The following is a 23,676-nucleotide window of genomic DNA, read 5'->3' as shown; positions in this document are numbered from 1 at the left end:
CGTCAGGACTCCTTCGCGGGCGTCCCCGGCTCTGCGCCCTCGGCCGTCGGGACCACCTGGACGAGCTTGCCGTCGCCGTCGAACGCGTGGGTCGGGATCAGGCCCGTGCCGGTCGCATCGGGATGGACGAGGGCCGCCGCGGCCGGGCCGCGCACCGCGTCGTGGGCCGAGATCGCGGGATCGTCGCGCAGCTGATGCGAGTTCAGCAGCAGATTCAGCAGGATCGCGACGATCGCGCCGGCCGAGATGCCGGAGTCGAAGATGAGCTGGAACCACGACGGGAACTGCTCGTAGATGGTCGGCGTCACGGTCGGCAGCAGGGCGATCCCGACCGAGATCGCGACGATGAGCACGTTGCGGTTGTCGAACTTCACCTTGGCGAGCGTGCGGATGCCGGAGGCCGCCACCATCCCGAACAGCGCGATGCCGGCGCCGCCCAGCACCGCACGTGGGACGCCTTCGACCAGCGCCGAGACCTTGGGGATGAGTCCGAGGACCACCAGCAGGGCCCCTGCCATCGTCGCGACGTAGCGGGACTTCACGCCGGTGAGCGAGACCAGCCCGACGTTCTGCGCGAACGCGGTGTAGGGGAACGTGTTGAAGATGCCGCCGAGCACGGTGCCCAGGCCGTCGGCGCGCAGGCCGTCTGCCAGCTGACGGCGCGTCACCGGCTTCTCGACGATCTCGCCGACGGCGATCATGTCGCCGGTGGTCTCGGTCATGATCACGATGCCGACGATGATCATCGACACGATCGAGGCCAGTTCGAAGGTCGGCAGGCCGAAGTGGAACGGCGTCACCACGGCGAACCAGCCGGCCTCGCCGACGCCCGACCAGTCGACCATGCCCGGCACGAACAGCGCCGCGACCGTTCCGGCCACGAGGCCCAGCAGCACCGAGACGCGCGCGAGCGCCGCCGGCGCGAAGCGCTCGATGAGCACGATGAACAGCAGGGTCCCGAAGGCGAACGCGATGTTGATCGGCGGGGCGCCGGGCTCCTCCTCCGACGAACCCGTCATGATCCAGCCGGCCGCGACCCGCATGAGCGAGAGGCCGATGATGAGGATCACCGTTCCCGTGACGATCGGCGGGAAGAAGCGCAGCAGCTGCGAGAAGAACGGCGCGATGAGGATCATGAACAGGCCGCACGCGATCACCGATCCGAAGATCGTCGTGATGCCGTGCTCGAGCCCGATGGCGATCATCGGCCCGACGGCGGCGAAGGTCACGCCCTGCATGAGGGGCAGACGCACGCCGAAGCGCCAGAAGCCGACCGACTGGACGATCGTCGCGATGCCGGCGATGAACAGATCGGCGCTGATGAGGAAGGCGAGGTCGGCCGAGGAGTATCCGAGCGCGCCACCGACGATGAGCGGCACGGCGACCGCTCCGGCGTAGAGCGCGAGCACGTGCTGGAGCCCCAGCGGGAACAGGCGGGCGAGCGGCGGAATCGAATCGACCGAGTTGCTGTTCGCCCGCTCGCGGCGGGCGGCCTTCTTCGCCGCCTTCGCGTCGGCGGCGGCGTGGTCTTCGTCGGTGCTGGTCATGGCTGCGCTCCCGTCCCCGGCGGGACGCGACGGTTGGGACGCGCCGTCCTCGCCGTGCTCGAGAAACTAGGGCCGGCGGAGGCCGGGTGGAAGGCATCCGCTCCGATCGTCGCGGGAAGTTCACGAGGCGAAACAGCCTCGCAACGCGCGGTGGCCGGATGGGAGCGAGCGCGGTGGGACGTCCGGCCCCGGCACGGCCGGCTCCGCAGGCGTACCCTCGCGCGTGTGGACATCGAACAGCTCCGCGAGGCGCCGCTCGTGCGCCGCATCCGCGAGTCGGTCATCGGCGACGATCAGGTCGTGCCGGGTCCGTACGGTCCGCGCCGGGTGACGTATGCCGACTACACCGCATCGGGTCGTGCGCTGACCTTCATCGAGGACTTCATCCGGGACGAGGTGCTCCCCCGCTACGCCAACACCCACACCGAGTCCAGCGGCACGGGCCTGCAGACCACGCGCCTGCGCGAGGACGCCCGCGACGTCATCCGCCGCGCCGTGGGAGGCGACGACGACACCGTGGTGATCTTCGCCGGGTCGGGCGCCACCGGCGCGATCGACAAGATCACCGGCATGCTCGGACTGCGCGTGCCGGCCGAGCTCGACGACCGCTACCACGTGACCGACGCCATCCCCGCCGCGCAGCGCCCGGTGGTCTTCATCGGCCCGTTCGAGCACCACTCGAACGAGCTGCCGTGGCGAGAGTCGATCGCCGACCTCGTCACGATCCCGCAGGACGTCGACGGGCACATCGACCAGGCGGTGCTCGAGGCCGAGCTGGTCCGCTACGCCGATCGGCCGCTCAAAATCGGCTCTTTCTCGGCGGCGAGCAACGTCACCGGCATCGTCAGCGACACGCACGGCATCTCGGCGCTGCTGCACGCCCACGGCGCGCTGTCGTTCTGGGACTTCGCGGCCGCGGCCCCGTACGTGGACATCGAGATGTACCACCGGGGCGACCCCGACGCGGCGCGGGCGAGCGGCGAGTACAAGGACGCGATCTTCCTCAGCCCGCACAAGTTCATCGGCGGCCCGAGCACTCCCGGCGTCCTGGTCATCCGCCGCGACCTCGCCCGCAATCGGGTCCCGGACGTGCCCGGCGGCGGCACCGTGGCGTACGTCAACCCCACCGAGCACCGCTACCTCGACGACGTCGCGCATCGCGAGGAGGGCGGCACGCCCGCCATCGTGGAGTCGATCCGTGCGGGCGTCGTGTTCGGGCTGAAGGAGGCTGTGGGGGTCACGGCGATCCGCGCGCTCGAGGAGGACTTCCTGCGCCGCGCCGTCGCGGCGTGGCGCGACGAACCGGCGATCGAGGTGCTGGGCAACCTCGACGCCGAGCGCCTGTCGATCGTCTCGTTCGTGATCCGGACGCCCTCGGGGAGATTCCTGCACCACAACTTCGTCGTGTCGCTCCTCAACGACCTGTTCGGCGTCCAGGCGCGCGGCGGCTGCTCGTGCGCCGGGCCCTACGGGCACCACCTTCTGGGCATCGACCTCGACCGCTCCCTGGAGTACGACCGCGAGATCTCGCGCGGCTGCGAGGGCATCAAGCCGGGATGGGTCCGCATCAACTTCAACTACTTCATCTCGCCCGCCGTGTTCGACTACCTCGTCGAGGCGGTCCGGCTCGTGGCGCGCGACGGGTGGCGGCTGCTGCCGGACTACCGATTCGATCCCGAGCGCGGCCTGTGGCACCACCGTCGCGGGCCCGTCGAGCCGCCGCTGCGGCTCGCCCAGGTCCACTTCGACGAGTCGGGACGGCTGACCTTCCCCCACAACGACGAGCGCGCGCCCGAGTCGGCGCTGGCCGGCTACCTGGATGAGGCCCGCACGCTGTTCGCGCGCGCGGCGGTCGATACGAGCGAAGGGTCGACTGGGCTGTCGGCCGACTTCGAGCACCTGCGCTGGTTCGATCTGCCGGCCGTGTGCCTGTCGCCGCAGGCGCCGCCGCGCCGCGCCGAGGGCGTCAGGCCGTGAAGACGGTGTGCACGTCGCCGACGGCTGCGCGCCCGCCCAGCCCCTCGAGCTCCATGAGCACGCTCGTGCCGACCACCTCGCCGCCCAGGCGCGCCACGAGGTCGTGGGCCGCGACCAGGGTGCCCCCGGTGGCCAGCACGTCGTCGACGAGCAGCACGCGCTGACCGGGTTCGAGGTCGTCGTGGGCCTCGATCGTCGCCGTGCCGTACTCGAGGGAGTACGAGACGGATGCCGCGGGCCGCGGGAGCTTCCCGGCCTTGCGGATCGGGACCAGGCCCACTCCCGCCGCGATCGCGATCGCCCCGGCCAGCAGGAAGCCGCGCGCCTCGACGCCGGCGACGATGTCGAAGCGGCCGGCGAAGGGCTCGATCATGGCGTCGGTGACGGCGCGCACCGCCTCGGCGTCGGCCAGCAGCGGCGTGATGTCGCGGAACAGGATGCCCGGCTCGGGATAGTCGGGGATCGTCCGGATGAGCGACTCGGCGCGGGTGACGGCATCGATGGGCTGCACGAGGCCACCCTAGCGAGGCGTCGCCCCGATCCAGCTCCAAGCCAATCTGCAAGCGCTTGCACTATCCTGGCGGGATGCCTCTGACCGAGACGGAAATCCTCGCCGACGCCACCCCGACCGCGCCCGGCGATCAGTGGTGGCGCACGGCCGTCATCTACCAGATCTACCCGCGCTCGTTCGCCGACGCCTCGGGCGACGGCATCGGCGACCTGCCGGGCATCACCGCGCACCTCGACGACCTCGCCGACCTCGGCGTCGACGCCATCTGGCTGAGCCCGTTCCAGCGGTCGCCGCAGAAGGACGCCGGCTACGACGTGTCGGACTACTGCGACGTCGACCCGCTGTTCGGCACCCTCGCCGACTTCGACGAGATGCTCGCCGGCGCGCACGGCCGCGGCATCCGCGTCATCGTCGACCTCGTTCCGAACCACTCGTCCGATCAGCACGCGTGGTTCCAGTCCGCCCTCGCGGCTGCGCCGGGCAGCCCCGAGCGCGCCCGGTACGTCTTCCGCGACGGCCTCGGACCCGACGGCGACGTGCCGCCGAACAACTGGGAGTCCGTCTTCGGCGGTCCCGCCTGGACGCGCGTCACCGAGGCCGACGGCACGGCGGGGCAGTGGTACCTGCACCTCTTCGACTCGACGCAGCCCGACTTCGACTGGACCAACCCCGAGGTCCACGCGGAGTTCCGCCGCATCCTGCGCTTCTGGCTCGATCGGGGCGTCGACGGCTTCCGCGTCGACGTCGCCCACGGCCTCGTCAAGGCCGATGGGCTGCCCGACTACACCCCCGATCCCCGTGCCGGCTCGATGGGCGGCGAAGAGGCCGGCGTGCCCTACTGGGGTCAGGACGGCGTGCACGAGATCTACCGCGACTGGCACGCCCTGCTCGCCGAGTACGACGGCGACCGGGCGCTGTGCGCCGAGGCGTGGCTGCCCACGCCCGCCCAGACCGCGCAGTGGGTGCGACCCGACGAGATGCACCAGGCGTTCAACTTCGCCTACCTCGAGACCGAGTGGGATGCCGAGGCGCTGCGCGCCGTCGTCACCGAGTCGCTCCGCGCCTACGGCATGGTGGGCGCACCGAGCACGTGGGTGCTGTCGAACCACGATGTCGTCCGTCACGCGTCGCGTCTGGCGCTGAGCGCCGAGAACCCGCAGGGCCACGGCATCGGACCGGACTCGCCCGGCAAGCCCATCCCCGACGTGGGTCTGCGGCGCGCCCGCGCCGCGACGGCCGTCATGCTGGCCCTCCCCGGCTCGGCCTACATCTTCCAGGGCGAGGAGCTGGGCCTCCCCGAGGTCATCGAGATCCCGGGGCACGCCCGTCAGGACCCGACGTGGTTCCGCACCGACGGCGAGCGCTACGGACGCGACGGATGCCGCGTGCCGCTGCCGTGGACCGCGGACGGCGTCGCCTACGGGTTCAACGCGACCGGCGCATCGTGGCTCCCGCAGCCGGCCGAATGGGCCGAGCTCGCCCGCGACGTCCAGACGGAGGACCCCGGCTCGACGCTGTCGCTGTACCGGGCTCTCATGACGGCCCGTCGAGCGCATACGCTGGGCAGCGGCGACCTCACGTGGATCGACGCGCACGACCCGAGCGTGCTCGCTTTCCGCAACGGCGACATCACCGTGGTGGCCAACACCGGCGACGCGCCGGTGGCGCTGCCTCCCGGCGATGTGATCGTCGCGAGCGGGCCGCTCGACGGCGGCGCGCTTCCCGGCGACACGACCGTGTGGGTGACCGGGGCCTGAGACCCGACCGGATGGAGTGACGACGTGGTCAGCATCGACGAAGTGGCTCGCGCGGCCGGCGTCTCGACCGCGACGGTGTCGCGCGCGCTCAGCGGGCGCGGGCACGTGTCCGAGAAGACACGGGCCCGCGTCGACATCGCTGCGAAATCCCTCGGCTACGTCGTGTCCTCGTCCGCGTCGAGCCTCGCCTCCGGCCGCACCCGCAACATCGGGGTGCTGCTGCCCTTCCTGGACCGCTGGTTCTTCAGCACCGTGCTCGCCGGCATCGCCGACAGGCTGATGCGCGACGGCTACGACATCACCCTCTACAGCCTCAGCGTCGAACGCGAGCAGCGGGACAGCATCTTCGAGGAGTTCCTGCGCCGCCGGCGCGTGGACGGCGTGATCGCCATCTCGCTCGAGCTCGACGCCGACGAGATCCAGCGCCTGTGCGAGCTCGACCTCCCCGTCGTCACGATCGGAGGACCCAACCCCGGGCTCAGCTCGCTCACGGTGGACGACATGGCGCTGGCACAGCTCGCGACCGAGCACCTGATCGCGCTGGGGCATCGGCGCATCGCCCACATCGGCGCCGATCCCGAGTCCGACGTCGACTTCCACATCCCCGGACGGCGGCGCGTCGGCTTCGAGCAGACCCTCGAGGCCGCCGGCATCCCGATCTATCCCAATCTCTACGAACCCGGCGACTTCACGATCGAAGGCGGGTTCCACTCGGCCAAGCAGCTGCTGGGCAGGCCCGGCCCCCAGCCGACCGCCGTCTTCGCGTCGTCGGACGAGATGGCGATCGGCACCATGCTCGCCGCGCGCGAGCTCGGGTATCGCGTGCCCGAGGACCTGTCGGTCGTGGGCATCGACGGCCACGAGCTGGGCGCGTTCTTCCAGCTGACGACGGTTGACCAGGCGCCGCGCGCCCAGGGCGAGCGCGCGGCCGAGGCGATCCTCGCCGCTCTCGAGGAGACCGGGGCGGAGAACCGTATGACGGTCGCGGTGGAGCCGCAGCCGTACCAGCTGGTGGTGCGGGGCTCCACGGCCCGCCCGAGCGCGGATACCGCCGCCGGGTAGGCTCAGGACATGACGCTCGACCTCGAGGCCCTGTACATCGATCTCCACCGGCACCCCGAGCTGTCGTTCCAGGAGACCCGCACGGCGGGCGTGATCGCGTCGAAGCTGACGGAGCTGGGAATCGAGTTCGAAGAGGGCATCGGGCGCACCGGCATCGCCGCGATCATCCGCAACGGCGAGGGTCCGGTCGTATGGCTTCGCGCGGACACCGACGGCCTCCCCGTGCACGAGCTCAGCGGGCTTCCGTACGCGAGCCTGGCGCGCGGCATCGACCCGGCCGGCACCGATGTCCCGGTCATGCACGCGTGCGGGCACGACATGCACATCACCGCGATGCTCGGCGCGCTCGAGCAGCTCGTGAGCTCGAAGGACGAGTGGTCCGGGACGATCGTGACCGTCTTCCAGCCCGCCGAGGAGTACGGCGCCGGCGCCCACGCGATGATCGCCGACGGCGTGCTGGACCGGTATCCGAAGCCCGACGTCGTCCTCGGCCAGCACGTCACCCCCCTGCCGGCCGGCACGATCGGCGTGCGCAGCGGCACGCAGATGGCGGCCTCCGATGGCCTGCGCGTCGTGCTGCACGGTCGCGGCGGCCACGGGTCCCGGCCCCACTCGACGATCGACCCGATCGTGATGGCGGCGGCCACGATCATGCGCCTGCAGACGATCGCGTCACGCGAGGTCGACCCGCGCGACGTCGCCGTGGTGACCGTGGGATCGATCCATGCGGGCCTGAAGAACAACATCATCCCCGCCGAAGCGACCCTCGAGCTGAGCCTGCGCTACCCCGACGACGCCGCGCGCGACAAGGTGATGCAGAAGGTCGAGCGAATCATCACGGCCGAGGCCGCGGCATCCGGCGCCGAGATCGCACCCGACATCACGATCGACCACACGCTCCCGCCGACGATCAACGACGTCGACGCGACCGCGCGCCTGCGCGCGGCCTTCGAGCGCAGCTTCGGCGAGGGCACCGTGGTCGACCCGGGCATGTTCACCGGCAGCGAGGACGTGTCGTGGTTCGCGCGCGAGTCCGGCGCCCCGCTCGTCTACTGGTTCTGGGGCGGCGTGGACCCGGAGAAGTACGCCCACGCCCTGTCCGAGGGGACGATCGAGAAGGACATCCCCACGAACCACTCGCCCTACTTCGCCCCCGTCATGCAGCCCACGCTCTCCAACGGCGTCGCGAACATCGTGGTGGCCGCCCGCGAGTTCCTGGCCTGACCCGCAATCCGGACGTCACCGCGCAACAGCACCTTCCAGGGTGCAGTTGCAGTGCTATCCCACCGTCACTGCGCAACAGCAGCTCCAGCGGGCGGGTTCCGGTGCAATCCCGACGTCACGGCACAACAGCACCTCCCCCGCCGGCAGCCCGTGCTCTCCCGCCGTCACGGCACAACAGCACCTCCCGGGCGCTGAAACCGGTGCTACCGCGCCGTGACGACCAGACAGGGGCGGATGCGGTCGGCCCGGGTTCAGGCGCGCCAGCGTAGCCTGGAGGGGTGAGTTCCCCCGTTTCCGCCGCTGACGCCCGCGCGCTCGACGCCGAGGCGCTGCGCGCCGACTTCCCCATCCTCCGGCAGGAGGTCAACGGGCACCCGCTCGTCTACCTCGACTCGGGCGCGACGAGCCAGAAGCCGCAGGCGGTCATCGACGCCGAGGTGGAGTTCCTCACCCGCACGAACTCCGCCGTGCACCGCGGCGCGCATACCCTCGCTGCCGAGTCCACGGACGCCTTCGAGGACGCCCGCGAGGCCGTCGCCGGCTTCGTCGGCGCGGATGCCGAGCAACTCGTGTGGACCTCGGGCGCGACGGCCGGCCTCAACCTCATCGCGTACTCGATCGGCAACGCCACCGCCGGCCGCGGCGCTCCGGCGAGCGCCCGCTTCGCGCTGAAGCCCGGCGACGAGATCGTGCTGACCGAGTCCGAGCATCACGCCAATCTCATCCCGTGGCAGGAGCTCGCCGCCCGCACGGGAGCACGGCTGCGCCACATCCCGGTGCGAGACGACGGCACGCTCGACCTCGAGGCGGCATCCGCCCTCATCGGCGCACGCACCCGCATCGTGGCGTTCCCGCACGTGTCGAACGTGCTCGGCATCGTCAACCCCGTCGCCGAGCTCGTGGCGATGGCGACGGATGCCGGCGCCCTGACGGTGCTCGACGCGTGCCAGTCCGTTCCGCACCTGCCCGTCGACCTCCCCGCGCTCGGCGTCGACCTCGCGGTGTTCTCGGGCCACAAGATGCTGGGCCCCTACGCCGTCGGCGGCCTGTACGGACGCGAGGACGTTCTGGCCGACCTTCCGCCGTTCCTCACCGGCGGATCCATGATCACGACCGTCACCCTCGACGAGGCCGACTACCTGCCGCCGCCCCAGCGGTTCGAGGCGGGCACGCAGCCGGTGTCGCAGGCGATCGGGCTGGCGGCGGCCGTCCGCTACCTCGAGGACATCGGGATGCCGGCCGTGCACGCGCACGAGGCGCACCTCGAGCGCCGCATGCGCGACGGCCTGCGCGAGATCCCCGGCATCCGCCTTCTCGGCGACGCCGAGGGCGTCGAGCGCGTCGCGCTGTCGGCGTTCGATGTCGAGGGAGTCCACGCGCACGACGCCGGCCAGTTCCTGGACTCGCGCGGCGTCGCCGTGCGGGTCGGACACCACTGCGCCCAGCCGCTGCACCGCCGCTACGGCCTCACCGCCACCGTGCGCGCGAGCGCCGCCGTGTTCACCACGGATGCCGACGTCGACGTCTTCCTCGACGCCGTGTCCGGAATCCGCTCGTTCTTCGGAGTCACCGCATGAGCCTCGAATCGCTCTACCAGGAGTTGATCCTCGACCATTCCAAGCGCCCCAAGGGCAAGGGCCTGGCCGACGAGGAGGGCCGCTCGGCCACCTCGTTCCAGCGCAACCCCGTGTGCGGCGACGAGATCTCGCTGCGCGTGCGGCTGACCGACGACGGCTCGGCGATCCGGGACGTCACGTGGGACGGGCAGGGATGCTCGATCTCGCAGGCTTCCGCGTCGATGCTCGTGTCGCTCATCGAGGAGGACGGCGGGGACGACGGCCTTCCGACCGAGGACGCCACGGCGCTCATCGACGGCTTCCGCGAGGCGCTGCGCTCGCGCGGCAAGATCCCGCTCGACGAGGAGACCTTCGCCGACGCCGCCGCCCTGTCGGGGGTGTCGAAGTTCTCGGCGCGCGTCAAGTGCGCCATGCTCGCGTGGGTCGCGCTCGAGGACGCGATGGCGCGCGCCTGACGAGCTTCACCCGATCGAGGTGCCCAGATCGCCTCGTCTGTGGATAACTTCTTCACGGGAGTCGCCGCCCGCGCTACGGTCGGAGCCAGCACCGCTCGAACGATCAACTGCGCGACGACGACGACACACGTGGAGGTGTCCGGTTGGCAGAGCCGCTTCCCCTCATCGTCCGGGGCGCGTGCCCCCATGACTGCCCCGACACGTGCGCCTGGCATGTGAGCGTCGAGGGCGACCGCGCCACAGCGCTCGTGGCCGATCCCGACCACCCCGTGACCCGGGGCACGCTCTGCGCGAAGGTGAATCACTACCTCGACCGCGTCTACTCCGACGCGCGTGTGCTGCATCCGCTCAGACGCACCGGCCCCAAGGGGTCGGGCGAGTTCGAACAGGTGTCGTGGGAGACGGCACTCACCGAGATCGCCGCCGGTCTCCAGACGCGCATCGACCGGCACGGCGGCGAGACGGTCCTCCCCTTCAGCTACATGGGCACCCAGGGGCTCCTGCAGGGCGCGACCGCCGGATCCCGGTTCTTCGCCGGCCTCGGCGCCACCCGGCTCACGCGCGCCGTGTGCGCCGCGACCGGCTCGACCGGGGTCTCGCAGGCGATCGGCACCAACACGGGAATCCTGCCGCAGGAGATCGTGCACTCGCGGTTCATCATCCTGTGGGGAACCAACACCATCGTCACGAACGTGCACCTGTGGCCCCTCATCCGGGAGGCCCGAGCCGCGGGGGCGACCGTGGTCGTGATCGATCCCGCCGCCACCCGCACCGCTCGATCGGCCGACTGGCACGTCCAGCCGCTTCCCGGGAGCGACACGACCCTGGCGATGGCGATGACGCACGTGATCATGCGGGACGGCCTGCAGGATGCCGACTACCTGGACCGGCACTCGACGGGTTTCGACGACTTCGCCGCCCAGCTCGACGAGTTCTCTCCGGAGCGTGCGTCCGAGGTCTGCGGGGTCCCGGCGGACGAGATCGAGCGTCTCGCTCATGCGTACGCGACCACCCCGTCGTCATGCATCCGCCTGCTCGTGGGGATGGAGCACCGATCTTCGGGCGCCGAGACCTTCCGGACGATCGCCTACCTGCCGGTCGTCACCGGTGCCTGGCGCAGTCGGGGCGGGGGACTGCTGTTCCTGGCTGGAGGCGCGCAGTGGGACGCCATGAACGTCGCGCCGCTCGAACGCGAGGACCTCGTGCCGCCGGGAACGCGCGCGGTCAACATGATCCAGATCGGCCGAGCGCTCACCGACCCGGCGCTGGATCCACCGGTCACCGCCCTGATCGTCTACAACGCCAACCCGGTCGTCACCATGCCGAACCAGACGGTCACCATCGCCGGTATGAAGCGCGGTGATCTGCTCACCGTCGTGCACGAACAGTTCCTGACCGACACGGCCCGGCATGCCGACTACGTGCTGCCGGCCACCACCCAGGTGGAGAACCTCGACCTGATGTGGTCGTGGGGCCACGACCACATCGCCCTCAATCAGCCGGCCGTCGCTCCGCTCGGCGAAGCGGTGTCGACGACGGAGTTCTTCCGCAGGCTGTCCGCGGCGATGGGCCTCGAGGACGATCACCTCCATCTCACGGACGACGAGATGATCGACATCGCACTCGACAGCGACGGGTTCCGGAACATGGGCATCACCCGTGGGCTGCTCGATCGCGAAGGCTGGGCTCAGGTCCACGACGACCGCGCGGCGGCGCCCTTCGCCGCCGGCGGCTTCCCGACCGATGACGGCAGGTGCGCCTTCGTCGTCCCCACGGCGGGACGACCGCCGGAATCCTCCGACGCACGATGGCCGCTTCACCTCCTCACGGCGAAGGGCTCGATGCACTTTCTGAACTCCAGCTATGCGCACATGCCCTGGCACGCGAAGGCCGAGGGCGAGTTGGCGGTGGCGATCCATCCCGACGACGCACATGCGCGCGGCATCGCGGACGGCGACCGCGTCGAGGTGGTCAATGAGCGTTCGGCCGTCCGTGCCCGCGCCCACGTGGGGAGCGTGCGGAAGGGCGTGGTGTCGCTCCCCTCGGGGTGGGCGCGCGGGTCGGGCGGCACCTCCGCAAACGCCCTCACCCCGGACGGCCTCAGCGACGCGGGGGGCGGCGGCGACTTCCACGACGCCTTCGTCGACGTCAGGCCGGTCGCCGGCACATAGTCCCGCGACCGACCCCGTCGGTCACCGCCCGGACGACAGCAGCTCGCGCTCGAGGCGTGAGTACGAGGCCTCCATGCCGTCGGTCATCCCGGTGGCGAGCACCATGTCGCGCGTGGCGGCATCCGGATACTCGATCACCATCGTGATGAGCGTCGCGCCGTCCTCCTCGTACAGCTGAAGGTCGTTGAGGGTCGGCGGGTATTCCGTTCCGGTCATGTGCTCGGTCGAGACCATGCGGCGCGGCTCCTCCATGAGCGTCACCTCGCCGTCGAAGCCGAACGCCTCGCCCTCGCCGCCGGCGACGGGCGCCCACGCGTAGCGGTAGGGCCCGGGCGCGGATGCCGGCATCTCGCACGCCGTCATCTCCCAGCCGTCCGGGCCCAGCAGCCACTTCTTCATGAGCTCGGGCTCGGTGTGCGCGCGCCACACGAGGTCGCGGGGGCCGTCGATCAGGCGCGTGATCCGCACGTGCTGGTCGGTCAGGATCTCGGTCTGCGTGCCGCGACCCTGCGAGTACGCCCGCAGATCGTGCAGCACCCGGTCGAGCTGGCCCATCGCCAGGCGCGTGCCCTCGATCGAGCCCATCGCGATGACCTGCTCGAGCGCCTCGACCGACGTGAAGTGGCTCACGCACCGCACGCGTGTGCCGACGGGGGTCTCCTCGAACCCGAACACCATGCGCATCGAGGGCATGCCGGGAAGGGCGTCGCCGTCCTCGTCCACGAACGTGTCGAGCACCTCGAAGCGCACGGGCTCCTCGATCGCGAGGAACTCCCACGCTCCGCGAGCGACCTCGCCGCGCGGACCGTTCATGGCGTAGAGGGCGCGTCCGCCGACGGTCAGGTCGTACGCCGAGAACCGCGCCGGCCATCCCGGCGGGCCCCAGAAGCGCTCGAGCTGGCTCGGGTCGGTGTACGCCTTCCACAGGCGTTCGACGGGGGCGTCGAACTCGGCGACCACGGTCATGGTGAGCGACCGGGGGTCGCTCGTGATGTCGATGACGGGCATGTCAGTCTCCTTCCTCGGAGTCGGTGCCGGCGGGGTCTTCGGCCAGCAGCGCGTCGAGACGGTCGATCCGTCCGCGCCACAGGTCCTCGTACTCCGTGAGCAGGATGCGGGCGCGCGCGATCATCGCGGGATCGGCGCGGACCAGGCGCTCGCGCCCCTCGGCGCGCTTGACGATGAGCCGTGCCTCTTCGAGGACGGCCACGTGCTTCTGCACGGCCGCGAACGACATGTCGTAGTCCGCCGCGAGCTGCGACACCGACTGTTCGTGCACCGCGGTGCGGCGCACGATGTCCCGGCGCGTGGCCGCGGCCAGCGCGTGGAAGACGCGGTCGGTCTCGGCATCCGTGAGCTCATTTTGTGCAACCATTTGGTTGTACGTTAGCCCCGCCGCCGCAACACGTCAACACTCGGATTGTCGGGAACGGGTTTAGGTGACACAAACGGGCTTTAGGTGACACACGCCTCGGATTACGTGACACACGGTGTCACGTAACGACACGCCCGGGCGAGATTCTCAAGAGACTTCGCGTGCCTGTGAGCGACCAGGCGCAGTTCGTACTCATGTATGAGCACCTTCGCCCCGCCAATGAGCCCCCCGAGCGGAAGAAATGGCTGCTCCCGCGGCAGAACCGCGATTTCCCCTCCACGATCGGCGTCTAGGTTGCATCGCAGGAAGGGAGCCTAGATGAGACCGGTCGAAGGCGCCAAAGAGATCACGACCCGCCACAGGTCGCGGCACACCGAGTTGCACTGGATCCCTCGCGTAGGCGAGCGCACTCCGGGCGGGCTCTCTCAGGAGTTCGCGCCAGTGAGCCGTGCACTTGGCGACCGGGACTGGGCAGCGACCGACCCTATGAGAGTGCGCGCCTCCAAGGGGGTGCGGCGCAAGTCAACACCGGCGATGTACTACTGGCAGCGAACCGCCTCCCATGTGTGGTGCGAATCCCAAGAAGAGCGCTGGGCGGTTCTGTGGCTCGACTACGGCGGTCAGGTGGAGCGGTTGTGGGCTCAGCCGATGGCGATCGGATTCGGGCACGGATCCCGGCTCTGGCAGCACTGGCATATACCTGACCTGCTGGCGCAGTTCGCCGACGGCAGCTACGGGTTGTTCGATGTCCGTCCGGCCGAGCGAATCGACGACCTCGCCCAGGCTCAGTTCAACGCGACTGCGGCGGCACGCTCATCCTCGCCAACCCGCCCTTCGCCGGGTCACTCGATTACGAATCGACCGCGAAAGACCTACAGCGCACCGTCAAGACGAAGAAGACCGAACTGCTCTTCCTCGCTCTCTTCCTGAAGCTCCTCAAGCCGGGCGGTCGCGCGGCGGTCATCGTGCCCGATGGTGTGCTCTTCGGATCGAGTACCGCGCACAAGGCGCTGCGCAAGATGCTCGTGGAGGACCAGAAGCTGGATGCCGTCATCAAGCTCCCCTCGGGCGTCTTCCGCCCCTACGCCGGGGTCTCGACGGCAATCGTCTTCTTCACGAAGACGAACTCGGGTGGCACCGATGACGTGTGGTTTTACGACGTGCGCGCCGATGGGTTCTCGCTCGACGACAAGCGCAACCCTGTGGAGGCGAACGACCTGCCCGATGTGCTTGCTCGGTGGCACGCGCGGGATGCCGAGACAGATCGCGCTCGCACCGACCAGTCCTTCTTCGTGACGAAGGCCGATATCGTTGCGCAGGGCTACGACCTCGCCCTCAACCGCTACAAAGAGGTCGTTAGCGACGAGGTCGAGCACCGCGCCCCGCTCGACATCATCGCCGACATCGAGAAACTGGATGCCGAGATCGCGGTAGAGCTTGCCGAACTGAAGGCGATGCTCGCGTGAGCACAACTCGCATCAGCGCGCTGGTCGAGCGCGTGCAGACGTGGAACCCGGCACGGGAGCCCGAGCGCGAGTTCGACTACATCGATCTCAGCGCGGTCGACAACTCGAGCAAAGCAATCACTGGCGCTACGCGAGTGAGCGGCGTCGAAGCTCCGAGCCGTGCGCGTCAGCTCGTTCTTGCTGGCGACGTGCTGGTTTCGACCGTTCGCCCAAACCTCAACGCTGTCGCGGTGGTGCCGCCGACGCTCAGCGGAGCAACCGCCTCAACCGGTTTCACAGTCCTGCGGCCGAGTCCGAGAATCGACGCCAGGTACCTATTTCACTGGGTCCGATCCCCGCAGTTCGTCAGCGACATGGTGCGCAAATCGACGGGCGCGAGTTACCCCGCCGTCTCAGATCGGATCGTGAAGGACTCACTGATCCCAACTCCAGACCTCGCCGAGCAGCGACGGATCGCCGCGATCCTCGACCTCGCCGACGCGATCCGTACGAAGTGGCTTCAAGCCCTCGCTCACCTCGAATCGCTTGAGCTGTCCCTATTCCGTGACACGTTCGGACCACCACACCACTGGACCTCCGCGCCCGTAGGCGATCTCGGGCGGGTAACCACCGGAAGAACACCCCCGACGGGAGCGGCCGGGATGTTCGACGGTCCAATCCCCTTCGTCACACCTGGGGATCTTTCATCCGGCGTCCCCGTCGTCCGGAAGGTTACAAAGCAGGGGGCCGCCGCAAGCCGTCTGGTCCGGGCAGGGTCAACTCTCGTGTGTTGTATCGGAGCGACGATCGGCAAGGTGGGTGTAACGACGGAGCCGTCCGCCTTCAACCAGCAGATCAACGCGGTTGAATGGGGCGATTCGATCGACGATGCGTACGGACTTGCGGCTATGCGAAATCTGAAGCCCGTGATCGTCGCACGGGGTGCCTCCACGACGCTCCCGCTCCTCCCCAAGGGACAGTTCGTCAAACTGCAGATTCCAGTGCCGCCGCTCGCGGTACAGAAGTCCTTCGCCTCGCGCATCGCTCAAACTCACACGCAACGTGCCGTGATTACCCGCGCCCTCGCAGTCGCCGACGAGCTCTTCGCGTCGCTCCAGACCCGCGCGTTCCGAGGGGAGCTATGACCCATGCCGGTTGAGATGAGGATGTGGCGGATCGACGGGCAGACGCCGAAGCCGCTGTCGCCTGCGGCGCTGCCGACCGAGAACGAGCTGCACCAGTTCCTGAAGAAGGATCCGTCGCTTCTCGGCATCCCGCTTCTCGTGATCGGCAGTGAGGTGCCGACACCGTACGGCAAGCGTCTCGATCTGCTCGCGGTCGACGGTGACGGCAACCTGCACGTGCTGGAACTCAAGCGTGAGAAGACGCCGCGCGAGGTGGTGGCGCAGGTGCTCGACTACGGCTCGTGGGTTGCGACGCTCTCGCGCGACGACGTTATCGACATCTCCGAGAAGTACCTTCCCCAACCGTTCGAGACGGCGTTCGAGGAGGTCTTCGGGTCGGCGCCGCCCGATGAGCTGAACGCCGAGCTCCAGCTCAGCGTCGTAGCGTCGGCGCTTGACTCCAGCTCGGAGCGCATCGTCACCTACCTGCGCACCTTCGGCGTGCCGATCAACGCCGTCTTCTTCACCTACATCGAAGATGACGACCGGCGATACCTGGCGCGGTCGTGGCTCGCGGCATCCGTCGATGCTCCTGTTGGCAAGACGACGAAGTCGTCGTCGAAGAGGGCGCCGTGGAATGGCGTCGACTGGTATGTCTCGTTCGGTGGGGATCGGCCGTGGGAAGACGCGCGCCGCTTCGGTTTCGTGTCTGCCGGCGGTGGCAAGTTCTACTCTCAGACGCTCCGGTCGCTGCCCGTCGACGCCCGCGTGTGGGTCAACGTGCCGGGCACCGGCTTCGTTGGTGTAGGCACCGTTGTCGGCCCTGCGGTGCGATTCGAAGACGCATCCGTGAACGTCAACGGCGATCTCGTGCCGCTCAGCGCGCAGCCTCTTGCCGGGGCGTACGTGCATCAAGGCGACGAGATCGACGAGAACGCGGAGTGGGTCGTGCCGGTCGAGTGGCTCGCCACTGTGCCCGAGAAGCACGCCTACTGGGTGAAGGGCATGTTCGCGAGCCAGCACAGCGCGTGCAAGCTCCGGCAGGAGTTCACACTGGATCGCCTCGCCGAGCATTTCGGCATCCACGACGACGAGTGATGTGACGACATGGGGAACTTCGATTTCGTTCGGCAGACGCTGCCGTCAATGCATGACGACTGTGCACGGGCGGAGTCGTATCTGTCCTCAGACCCTCGATCGGCCTGCTTCTACAGCCGCCGCGTCATCGAGGAGCTCGTGGGGTACCTGTATGAGGTCCTGTCCCTCCGGGCCCCCTATCGCGATGACCTCGCCGCGAGGATCAGCGACGCCGGCTTCAAGACGAAGGTGCCCGCCGGCATCACCCAGAAGCTGACGTCGATCCGCCGGATCGCGAACACGGCCGTGCACGAAAACCGCCAGGTCGGCGCCGATGTGGCCCTCATGGTGCTGCGGGAGCTGTTCCACGTGGTCGTGTGGGCGTCGTATCATCACTCCCCGCAACCGGCAGTTGTCCCGCTGCAGGCACAGTTCGATCCGTCGCTCGCGGCGAAGGCTGCGCCGCTGTCCCGTGAGGACATCGCGCGGCTTGCTGCGAAGTTCAAAGAGCAGGACGAGGCACACGCACGTGCGCTCGCGGCGAAGGATGAACGACTCGCAGCCCATGAAGCGGAGATCGCGAACCTCAAGGCGCAGATCGCTGCTGCGCAGGCGGCCGTGGCCCCGGATACGCGCGACTACGACGAAGCCGGGGCGCGCGACCTGTTCATCGATGTCCTGCTCCACGAAGCGGGCTGGGAATTGAGCGACGACCGTGATCGCGAGTACGAGGTCACGGGGATGCCGAACGCTGAGGGCAAGGGCTTCATCGACTATGTCCTGTGGGGCGCGGACGGGTTGCCCCTCGCCGTTGTCGAGGCGAAGCGCACATCGAAATCCCCGGAGGTCGGTCAGCAGCAGGCGAAGCTGTACGCCGACTGCCTGGAGAAGCAGTTCGGTCGCCGTCCCGTGATCTTCTACACGAACGGGTACGAGCATCGGATCTGGGATGACGCTGGCGGCTACCCGCCGCGCGAGACTCAGGGCTTCTACACCCGTGACGAGCTCGAACTGCTCATCCAGCGGCGCAGCACGAAGCAGCCTCTGTCGTCCGCCCCTGTGAACACCGAGATCGCGGGCCGCCCGTACCAGGCGCGTGCGATCAAGGCTGTGGGCGACACGTTCGACCGGAAGCAGCGTGAGGCACTGCTTGTCATGGCGACCGGGTCGGGGAAGACGCGCACCACCATTGCACTGGTTGACCTGCTGCAGAAGGCGAACTGGGTCAAGCGGGTGCTGTTCCTCGCCGATCGCACGGCTCTGGTCCGTCAGGCCGCCAACGCGTTCAAGGCTCATCTGCCGGGTTCTACGACGGTGAACCTGGTGACCGACAAGGTGGTCGACGGCCGCGTCTACGTGTCGACCTACCCGACGATGATGAACCTCATCGACGACGTCGACGGCGGCACCCGCCGGTTCGGGCCCGGCTACTTCGACCTCATCGTGATCGACGAAGCCCACCGCTCCGTCTACGCGAAGTACGGTGCGATCTTCGACTACTTCGACGCCATGCTCGTCGGTCTCACCGCGACACCCAAGGACGAGGTCGACCACAACACCTATCGGCTGTTCCACCTCGAAGACGGCGTCCCGACGGACAACTACTCGCTCGACGAGGCAGTAGACGCCGGCTACCTGGTGCCGCCGAAGGGCATCAGCGTCGGCACCCAGTTCCTCCGCTCCGGCATCCGATACGACGACCTCAGCGAGGAAGAGAAGGACCAGTGGGATGCACTCGACTGGGGCGAGGACGGCCCTCCCGACGAGGTGGGCGCTGAGGAGCTGAACCGGTTCCTGTTCAACGAGGACACAGTCGACAAGGTCCTCGAGACTCTCATGGTGCAGGGCTACAAGGTCGCCGGCGGTGACCGGCTGGGCAAGACGATCATCTTCGCCAAGAGCCAGAAGCACGCCGAGTTCATCGAGAAGCGGTTCAATCTCGCCTACCCCGACCTCGCCGGCCACTTCGCACGCGTCGTCACGCACGGCACCCCGTACGCGCAGTCCCTCATCGATGACTTCTCGATCATGGACAAGGCCCCGCACATCGCGATCAGCGTCGACATGCTCGACACCGGCATCGACGTCCCCGAAGTCGTGAACCTGGTGTTCTTCAAGATGGTGCGATCGAAGTCGAAGTTCTGGCAGATGATCGGACGCGGCACCAGGCTGCGCCCCGACCTGTTCGGCCCCGGAGAGGACAAACAGGACTTCCTGGTCTTCGACTTCTGCGGCAACCTCGAGTACTTCAGCCAGGACCTCCCCGGATCGCAGGGGCAGGTCCAGAAGTCGCTCTCTCAGCGCCTCTTCGAGTCCCGCCTCGGGCTCGTGACCACGCTCAAGGACTCCGAACCGGAACTCCGAGAGTCCACGATCGAGACCCTGCACGAGTTCGTCGCAGGAATGAATCTCGACAACTTCGTCGTCCGCCCTCACCGGAGGACTGTCGAGGAGTTCGCCGACGCGGATGCCTGGACCACGCTGACACCCGACAAGACCGACTCGGTTCTCCTGCTCGCGGGCCTGCCTTCGTCGGTGCGGGATGACGACGAGGACGCCAAGCGATTCGATCTGCTGGTGCTGCGCCGCCAGCTCGCCCAGCTCGACGGCGACGCCATACTGTCGGAACGGCTTCGCGAGACCATTCAGCAGATCGCCACCGCCCTGCTCGGGAAGACCACGATTCCGTCGGTCGCGGAGCAGGCGGTCCTGCTGGAGTCGGTGGCGGGCGACGAATGGTGGGTGGATGTCACACTCCCCATGCTCGAGCTCGCCCGGCTCCGCATCCGTGGCCTCGTGCGATTCGTCGAGAAGACAACCCGCAACCCGGTCTACACGGACTTCGAGGACACCATCGGCGAAGGCGTAGAGGTCGTCCTGCCAGGCACCACGCCCGGCACGAACTTCGAACGCTTCCGTTCCAAGGCCGAGGCGTACCTCCGCGAGCACCTCGACAACCTCGCCCTCCAGCGGCTTCGCCGCAATAGGCAGCTCACGCCGAGCGACCTCACCGAGCTCGAAGGAATGCTCGTCGAATCCGGAGGGCAGCCGATCGACATCGTCTGGGCTAACGAACAGGTCGGCGGCCTCGGTGTCTTCATCCGGCAGCTCGTCGGACTTGACCGCTCCGCCGCGACAGAGGCCTTTGAGGGCTATCTCGACAGCACGAGGTTCTCTGCGGATCAGATCCGGTTCGTGAGCCTGATCGTCGATGAGCTCACGAAGAACGGGGTGATGGAACCAGCGCGCCTCTTCGAGTCCCCGTATACCGATCACGCCCCGACAGGACCGGACTTCTTCTTCACTGACTCCGACGTTGACGTCATTGTGGGCACGCTCCGCCAGATCCGGGAGACCGCAGTTCCCACAGCAGTGGCATAGGCACCTAGAGCGCCCCTCGCTCGCGACACGGCCGTTACGGCCGGATGTCAGGTTTGGGCTGCTAGGGCGTCCACGCGTCTTGCTGAGGTCGCGGACGGGCGGCGGACTCGCTTGCGGTCGCCAGCCGGCGGTTTGCGTATCGGTCGTAGAACTCGAGCCATCTCGTGTGGACGTCCGTGTCCATGAGGTGGCTGCCAATGAGCACGCCGCCGTACCCCGAGTGGACGAGGATTCGGTCCCATCCGCCCTCGGCCTCGGCGAACCGGTAGGTCAGCTGTCCCCATGAGGGCTCGTCGTAGATGACATGTGCCTCGTTGCGGTCTGAGAAGACGATTCCGGAGATATCGCTCGCGAACGTCCCCTCCTTGATGCGGTCGTCGCGGTACGACAGTCGGCGGTCTTCGACTGCGAGTCGTAGCCCCTCTTTCGCGTCGGATTCTTCTGTGTGGTTGCTGATGCAGGTGCGGTAGCTGAAGTCCACCTGCGACCCGTCCACGCGTTTGATCCAGATGCCCGTTGCGTCAGACCGCACGTTGAACTTGTCGCCGTCGCTAGTCAGGCCGACGTAGAAGTAGTCGACTCCTCCGCCGATCTTCTCAGAGGCGTCGGGGTGAAGATCCAGCACTTCGCGAAGCATCAGGTCGTGTGAGGGGTCGGTGATGCGGTCGTAGGGGGCGTAGGGGCCGCCGGTGTGCAGGAGCCTGAAGTCGTCGAATGCCGCCTTCTTGGAAGGCCAGCGGAATGATGGAAGGACTACGGGGATCGCCATGGCGGTGTCTCCTTGTTGATGTGGTTGGTCAGATTGGTGGAATGGGCTAGCTGGCTAGTGTCGGATGCCCGGTCGACATCGGCCCGGTAGCGAGTTTCAGCGATCGGGACGCCTCAGCTTCCGTAGCTGTCGGCGAGCCACCCTCGCAGCCGGCGGAATCGCCCGCGGAGTGTGCGCGCGGCGCGGTGCCGCGACAGGACGATGTCCTCGGCGTGGGCGTGCCCCGTCGCAATCGGAATCCGTGAGTCGCCAACGGCGAGTGCCGTCTCCCACGGACAGCATGGTGCCGAAGCGTCTTCGAGCTTTTCGAGGACGTGCGGGCGATAGTGGTAGCACACCGGACCTGGTACGCCACGCCCGCCAGGCGCGACGGTCAGACTCACGAACTGAGCGAGAAGCAGTGCGCTGACCATCGCGGAGAGCGTCGCGACGTTCTGGCCAGCGCGCTCCAGGTCGATTTCAGAGCGGCGAACGTACTCAGGGTCATCGAGCAGCCCCTCCCGATCCAGCGCCACTCTGGCTGGTTTCAGCTGACGCGTGCAGGCCATGCATGGCTGGCCGGGAACCAGCGTGTGCGCGCGCGCAGTTGCCCGGTTGAATGTGTCGTCGTCGGCGACCTCGATGTTGATACCGCCGTCGATGACCGGGATGAGGTCCGCGTAGGCGATCTGGTTGAGCACCGCTCGCGGCCACGGTCTGTCCACGCAAGAGAAGACGATGTCGTAGTCCAGCGCGACGCGCAGCCCGTCCGGGTCACAGATCGACATCTCGTGCCGGCGGATGTCCGGATGGGCTGCGGTGGCCTGTGCCCGGAGGAGCCGGGCAGCGACGTCAACCTTCGCGACCTGATCTCGGGCGTCCTGGCGGCGGGCCCCGATCATCCGGTCGAGGTTTCGGTGTTCCACGGCATCGAAATCCATTACGCCGACGGTGCGGATCCCGGACGCCACAAGTCGCTGTGCGACGTCCAAGCCAACACTGCCTGTCCCCACCACCAACACTCGGATCCGGGCGAGATCCGCCTGTACAACCGAGCCCCAGGCGCTCACCGTCCGGATCTGCGCCGACGTTGCTTCCGGCGCTGGGACAAGAACCGGGTTGAACGAGGGAGCGAACGTCGCCCCAACCACTCGCACCGATTCCGCGTCAACCACGCTCGTCCGCGAGAACCAGAACCGTGCCGACCACACCTGCCCAGCACCTCCCCAGGTCATCCCAATCACTGGGAGCCGGGTCGCCGCACTTCCGAGTCCGGCGTACCCCGACTCAGTCGCTCGGTCCGTCGTGCTCATCGACTGCCACGTCGTCCCTCGAGGGTGGGAGTGCAGCAGAACCAGGCCCTCCCCTGCAGCCACAGCTTCCTCTGTGACGCGCATCACGTAGTCGGCAGTGAAGGATGCGTTCCCGTGTACGTGCCGCTCGCCGGGTTGCGGGAGAAACACACGGCGCAGGAGCGCCGAGGTTCGTTCCCGTCCCGTCGAAGGAGCGTAGGTGGCGAGGACCACATCCTCCTGCCCGTCCTCTCGGTCCAGATGCGCCGTGAGGATCTCGGCTACCGCGGCCGGCATCGCGACCGAGTATCGCCGCTCGCCCGTCATGATGCCCCGGCCAGGGTGGCGCGGGCGTGACCGAGCCAGGCGCGGCCCGGTTCGGTCACCTGCTCCCATCGCTCGATCTGTCGCGAGTGTCGCGTCCACCCCGGCTGCGTGTCTGACTGATCGGCGTGCACCTGCGGGAGCGTCACCGACGACGGGAAGTGGACCCAGTGGGGAGGGACCAGCGGCCAGGATGCGAGCTCATTCGCGGCGACTGCACTCTCGAGCACCTCGCCCTCCAGCACACCACTCGGCGCACGCACCGGGAACACAACCCAGGACTCCACGACTCTTGCAGGCGCGCCCCACTCGGCGAGGTCGTCGATGAACCCCTGCACGCCCTGCCCCGCGGTGCTCATCAGGCGACGGGTCCGTCTTGCTTGACGGACTCGAACTCGTCGCCATCCTCGACCTTGACGATCTGCCGGTCCTTGAACCGCTTCAGCGTGCCGTTGCGCTTGATCTGAGCCAGGTCATACTCGGCCGGATCAAGGCCTGCGAGGAGGAGCAGGGCGCGCGCCTCCCAGTCGTCGTCGTTCACCTGGTACTGCTTCGAGTCGATCGTGATCGTCATCACCGGGTTCTTCTTGTTGCTCGCATCCGCGAGGTTCGGCTGCGTCGTCATGCGA

Annotated in this window: 20 protein-coding genes; 12 read left to right on the top strand and 8 right to left on the bottom strand. The window is 68.3% G+C overall.

Features of this window, described 5'->3' with window-relative positions:
• Positions 1-2: 2 nt before the first annotated feature.
• Positions 3-1,547, bottom strand: coding sequence for a nucleobase:cation symporter-2 family protein (locus tag P0L94_14640; protein ID WES63694.1), 1,545 nt, complete (start codon positions 1,545-1,547; stop codon positions 3-5).
• Positions 1,548-1,772: 225 nt separating this feature from the next.
• Here P0L94_14640 and P0L94_14635 point away from each other — a divergent pair, with 225 nt between their 5' ends.
• Positions 1,773-3,524: an aminotransferase class V-fold PLP-dependent enzyme gene (locus tag P0L94_14635; protein ID WES63693.1), complete on the top strand. Its 1,752-nt coding sequence runs from the start codon at positions 1,773-1,775 to the stop codon at positions 3,522-3,524.
• Here the strand turns inward: P0L94_14635 and P0L94_14630 are convergent.
• A complete protein-coding gene (locus tag P0L94_14630) occupies positions 3,514-4,026 on the bottom strand; it encodes an adenine phosphoribosyltransferase (GenBank protein ID WES66329.1) in 513 nt (170 codons plus the stop codon). The two genes, P0L94_14635 and P0L94_14630, sit on opposite strands and share 11 nt — an antisense overlap.
• Before the next feature lie 83 nt (positions 4,027-4,109).
• Between P0L94_14630 and P0L94_14625 the strand changes: the two genes are divergently transcribed.
• The 6 genes from P0L94_14625 to P0L94_14600 all read left to right on the top strand — a co-directional run bounded on the left by P0L94_14625 (position 4,110) and on the right by P0L94_14600 (position 12,281).
• The gene (locus P0L94_14625) at positions 4,110-5,792 is read left to right on the top strand and encodes a glycoside hydrolase family 13 protein (protein WES63692.1); all 1,683 of its coding nucleotides are present in this window, start codon (positions 4,110-4,112) and stop codon (positions 5,790-5,792) included.
• A gap of 24 nt (positions 5,793-5,816) precedes the next feature.
• Positions 5,817-6,854 carry a LacI family DNA-binding transcriptional regulator gene (locus P0L94_14620; GenBank protein WES63691.1) on the top strand — a complete coding sequence of 346 codons (1,038 nt, stop codon included), beginning with the start codon at positions 5,817-5,819 and terminating at the stop codon, positions 6,852-6,854.
• A gap of 9 nt (positions 6,855-6,863) precedes the next feature.
• The gene (locus tag P0L94_14615) at positions 6,864-8,078 is read left to right on the top strand and encodes an amidohydrolase (protein ID WES63690.1); all 1,215 of its coding nucleotides are present in this window, start codon (positions 6,864-6,866) and stop codon (positions 8,076-8,078) included.
• 278 nt (positions 8,079-8,356) lie between these two features.
• Positions 8,357-9,655: a SufS family cysteine desulfurase gene (locus tag P0L94_14610; protein ID WES63689.1), complete on the top strand. Its 1,299-nt coding sequence runs from the start codon at positions 8,357-8,359 to the stop codon at positions 9,653-9,655.
• A complete protein-coding gene (locus P0L94_14605) occupies positions 9,652-10,110 on the top strand; it encodes an SUF system NifU family Fe-S cluster assembly protein (protein ID WES63688.1) in 459 nt (152 codons plus the stop codon). The genes P0L94_14610 and P0L94_14605 overlap by 4 nt, the downstream gene beginning before the upstream one ends.
• A 143-nt stretch (positions 10,111-10,253) precedes the next feature.
• On the top strand, positions 10,254-12,281 hold the full coding sequence (locus P0L94_14600) for a molybdopterin-dependent oxidoreductase (GenBank protein ID WES63687.1): 2,028 nt from the start codon (positions 10,254-10,256) through the stop codon (positions 12,279-12,281).
• Positions 12,282-12,302: 21 nt separating this feature from the next.
• Here the strand turns inward: P0L94_14600 and P0L94_14595 are convergent, their stop codons facing one another.
• Together P0L94_14595 and P0L94_14590 are read right to left on the bottom strand one after the other, a co-directional pair.
• Positions 12,303-13,289: an SRPBCC family protein gene (locus tag P0L94_14595; GenBank protein ID WES63686.1), complete on the bottom strand. Its 987-nt coding sequence runs from the start codon at positions 13,287-13,289 to the stop codon at positions 12,303-12,305.
• Position 13,290: 1 nt separating this feature from the next.
• On the bottom strand, positions 13,291-13,656 hold the full coding sequence (locus P0L94_14590) for a winged helix-turn-helix domain-containing protein (GenBank protein ID WES63685.1): 366 nt from the start codon (positions 13,654-13,656) through the stop codon (positions 13,291-13,293).
• Between the two features lie 492 nt (positions 13,657-14,148).
• Between P0L94_14590 and P0L94_14585 the strand changes: the two genes are divergently transcribed.
• Genes P0L94_14585 through P0L94_14565 form a run of 5 tightly spaced genes read left to right on the top strand, consistent with a single transcriptional unit; the run spans position 14,149 to position 20,683 of the window.
• Positions 14,149-14,586 carry a hypothetical protein gene (locus P0L94_14585; GenBank protein ID WES63684.1) on the top strand — a complete coding sequence of 146 codons (438 nt, stop codon included), beginning with the start codon at positions 14,149-14,151 and terminating at the stop codon, positions 14,584-14,586.
• Complete coding sequence (locus P0L94_14580) at positions 14,472-15,122, top strand: N-6 DNA methylase (protein WES66328.1); 651 nt, start codon at positions 14,472-14,474, stop codon at positions 15,120-15,122. Before P0L94_14585 ends, P0L94_14580 begins: the two co-directional genes overlap by 115 nt.
• Positions 15,119-16,246: a restriction endonuclease subunit S gene (locus P0L94_14575; GenBank protein WES63683.1), complete on the top strand. Its 1,128-nt coding sequence runs from the start codon at positions 15,119-15,121 to the stop codon at positions 16,244-16,246. Before P0L94_14580 ends, P0L94_14575 begins: the two co-directional genes overlap by 4 nt.
• Before the next feature lie 3 nt (positions 16,247-16,249).
• Positions 16,250-17,323 carry a hypothetical protein gene (locus tag P0L94_14570; protein ID WES63682.1) on the top strand — a complete coding sequence of 358 codons (1,074 nt, stop codon included), beginning with the start codon at positions 16,250-16,252 and terminating at the stop codon, positions 17,321-17,323.
• A 48-nt stretch (positions 17,324-17,371) separates the two neighbouring features.
• Positions 17,372-20,683, top strand: a complete 3,312-nt coding sequence (locus P0L94_14565; protein ID WES63681.1) for a DEAD/DEAH box helicase family protein — start codon at positions 17,372-17,374, stop codon at positions 20,681-20,683.
• Between the two features lie 61 nt (positions 20,684-20,744).
• On the opposite strand, the gene P0L94_14560 is transcribed toward P0L94_14565, so the two are convergent.
• The 4 genes from P0L94_14560 to P0L94_14545 form a co-directional block, all read right to left on the bottom strand.
• A complete protein-coding gene (locus P0L94_14560) occupies positions 20,745-21,452 on the bottom strand; it encodes a DCL family protein (GenBank protein ID WES63680.1) in 708 nt (235 codons plus the stop codon).
• A 113-nt stretch (positions 21,453-21,565) separates the two neighbouring features.
• A complete protein-coding gene (locus P0L94_14555) occupies positions 21,566-23,050 on the bottom strand; it encodes a ThiF family adenylyltransferase (GenBank protein ID WES63679.1) in 1,485 nt (494 codons plus the stop codon).
• A complete protein-coding gene (locus tag P0L94_14550; GenBank protein ID WES63678.1) occupies positions 23,047-23,406 on the bottom strand; it encodes a hypothetical protein in 360 nt (119 codons plus the stop codon). Before P0L94_14550 ends, P0L94_14555 begins: the two co-directional genes overlap by 4 nt.
• Positions 23,406-23,672, bottom strand: coding sequence for a hypothetical protein (locus tag P0L94_14545; GenBank protein ID WES63677.1), 267 nt, complete (start codon positions 23,670-23,672; stop codon positions 23,406-23,408). The genes P0L94_14550 and P0L94_14545 overlap by 1 nt, the downstream gene beginning before the upstream one ends.
• Positions 23,673-23,676 lie beyond the last annotated feature (4 nt).

Source organism: Microbacter sp. GSS18 (assembly GCA_029319145.1).
In the GTDB taxonomy this organism is placed as follows: domain Bacteria; phylum Actinomycetota; class Actinomycetes; order Actinomycetales; family Microbacteriaceae; genus Microbacterium.
The sequence above is the reverse complement of the archived record's forward strand: the minus strand, read 5'-3'. Positions and strand labels throughout refer to the sequence as shown.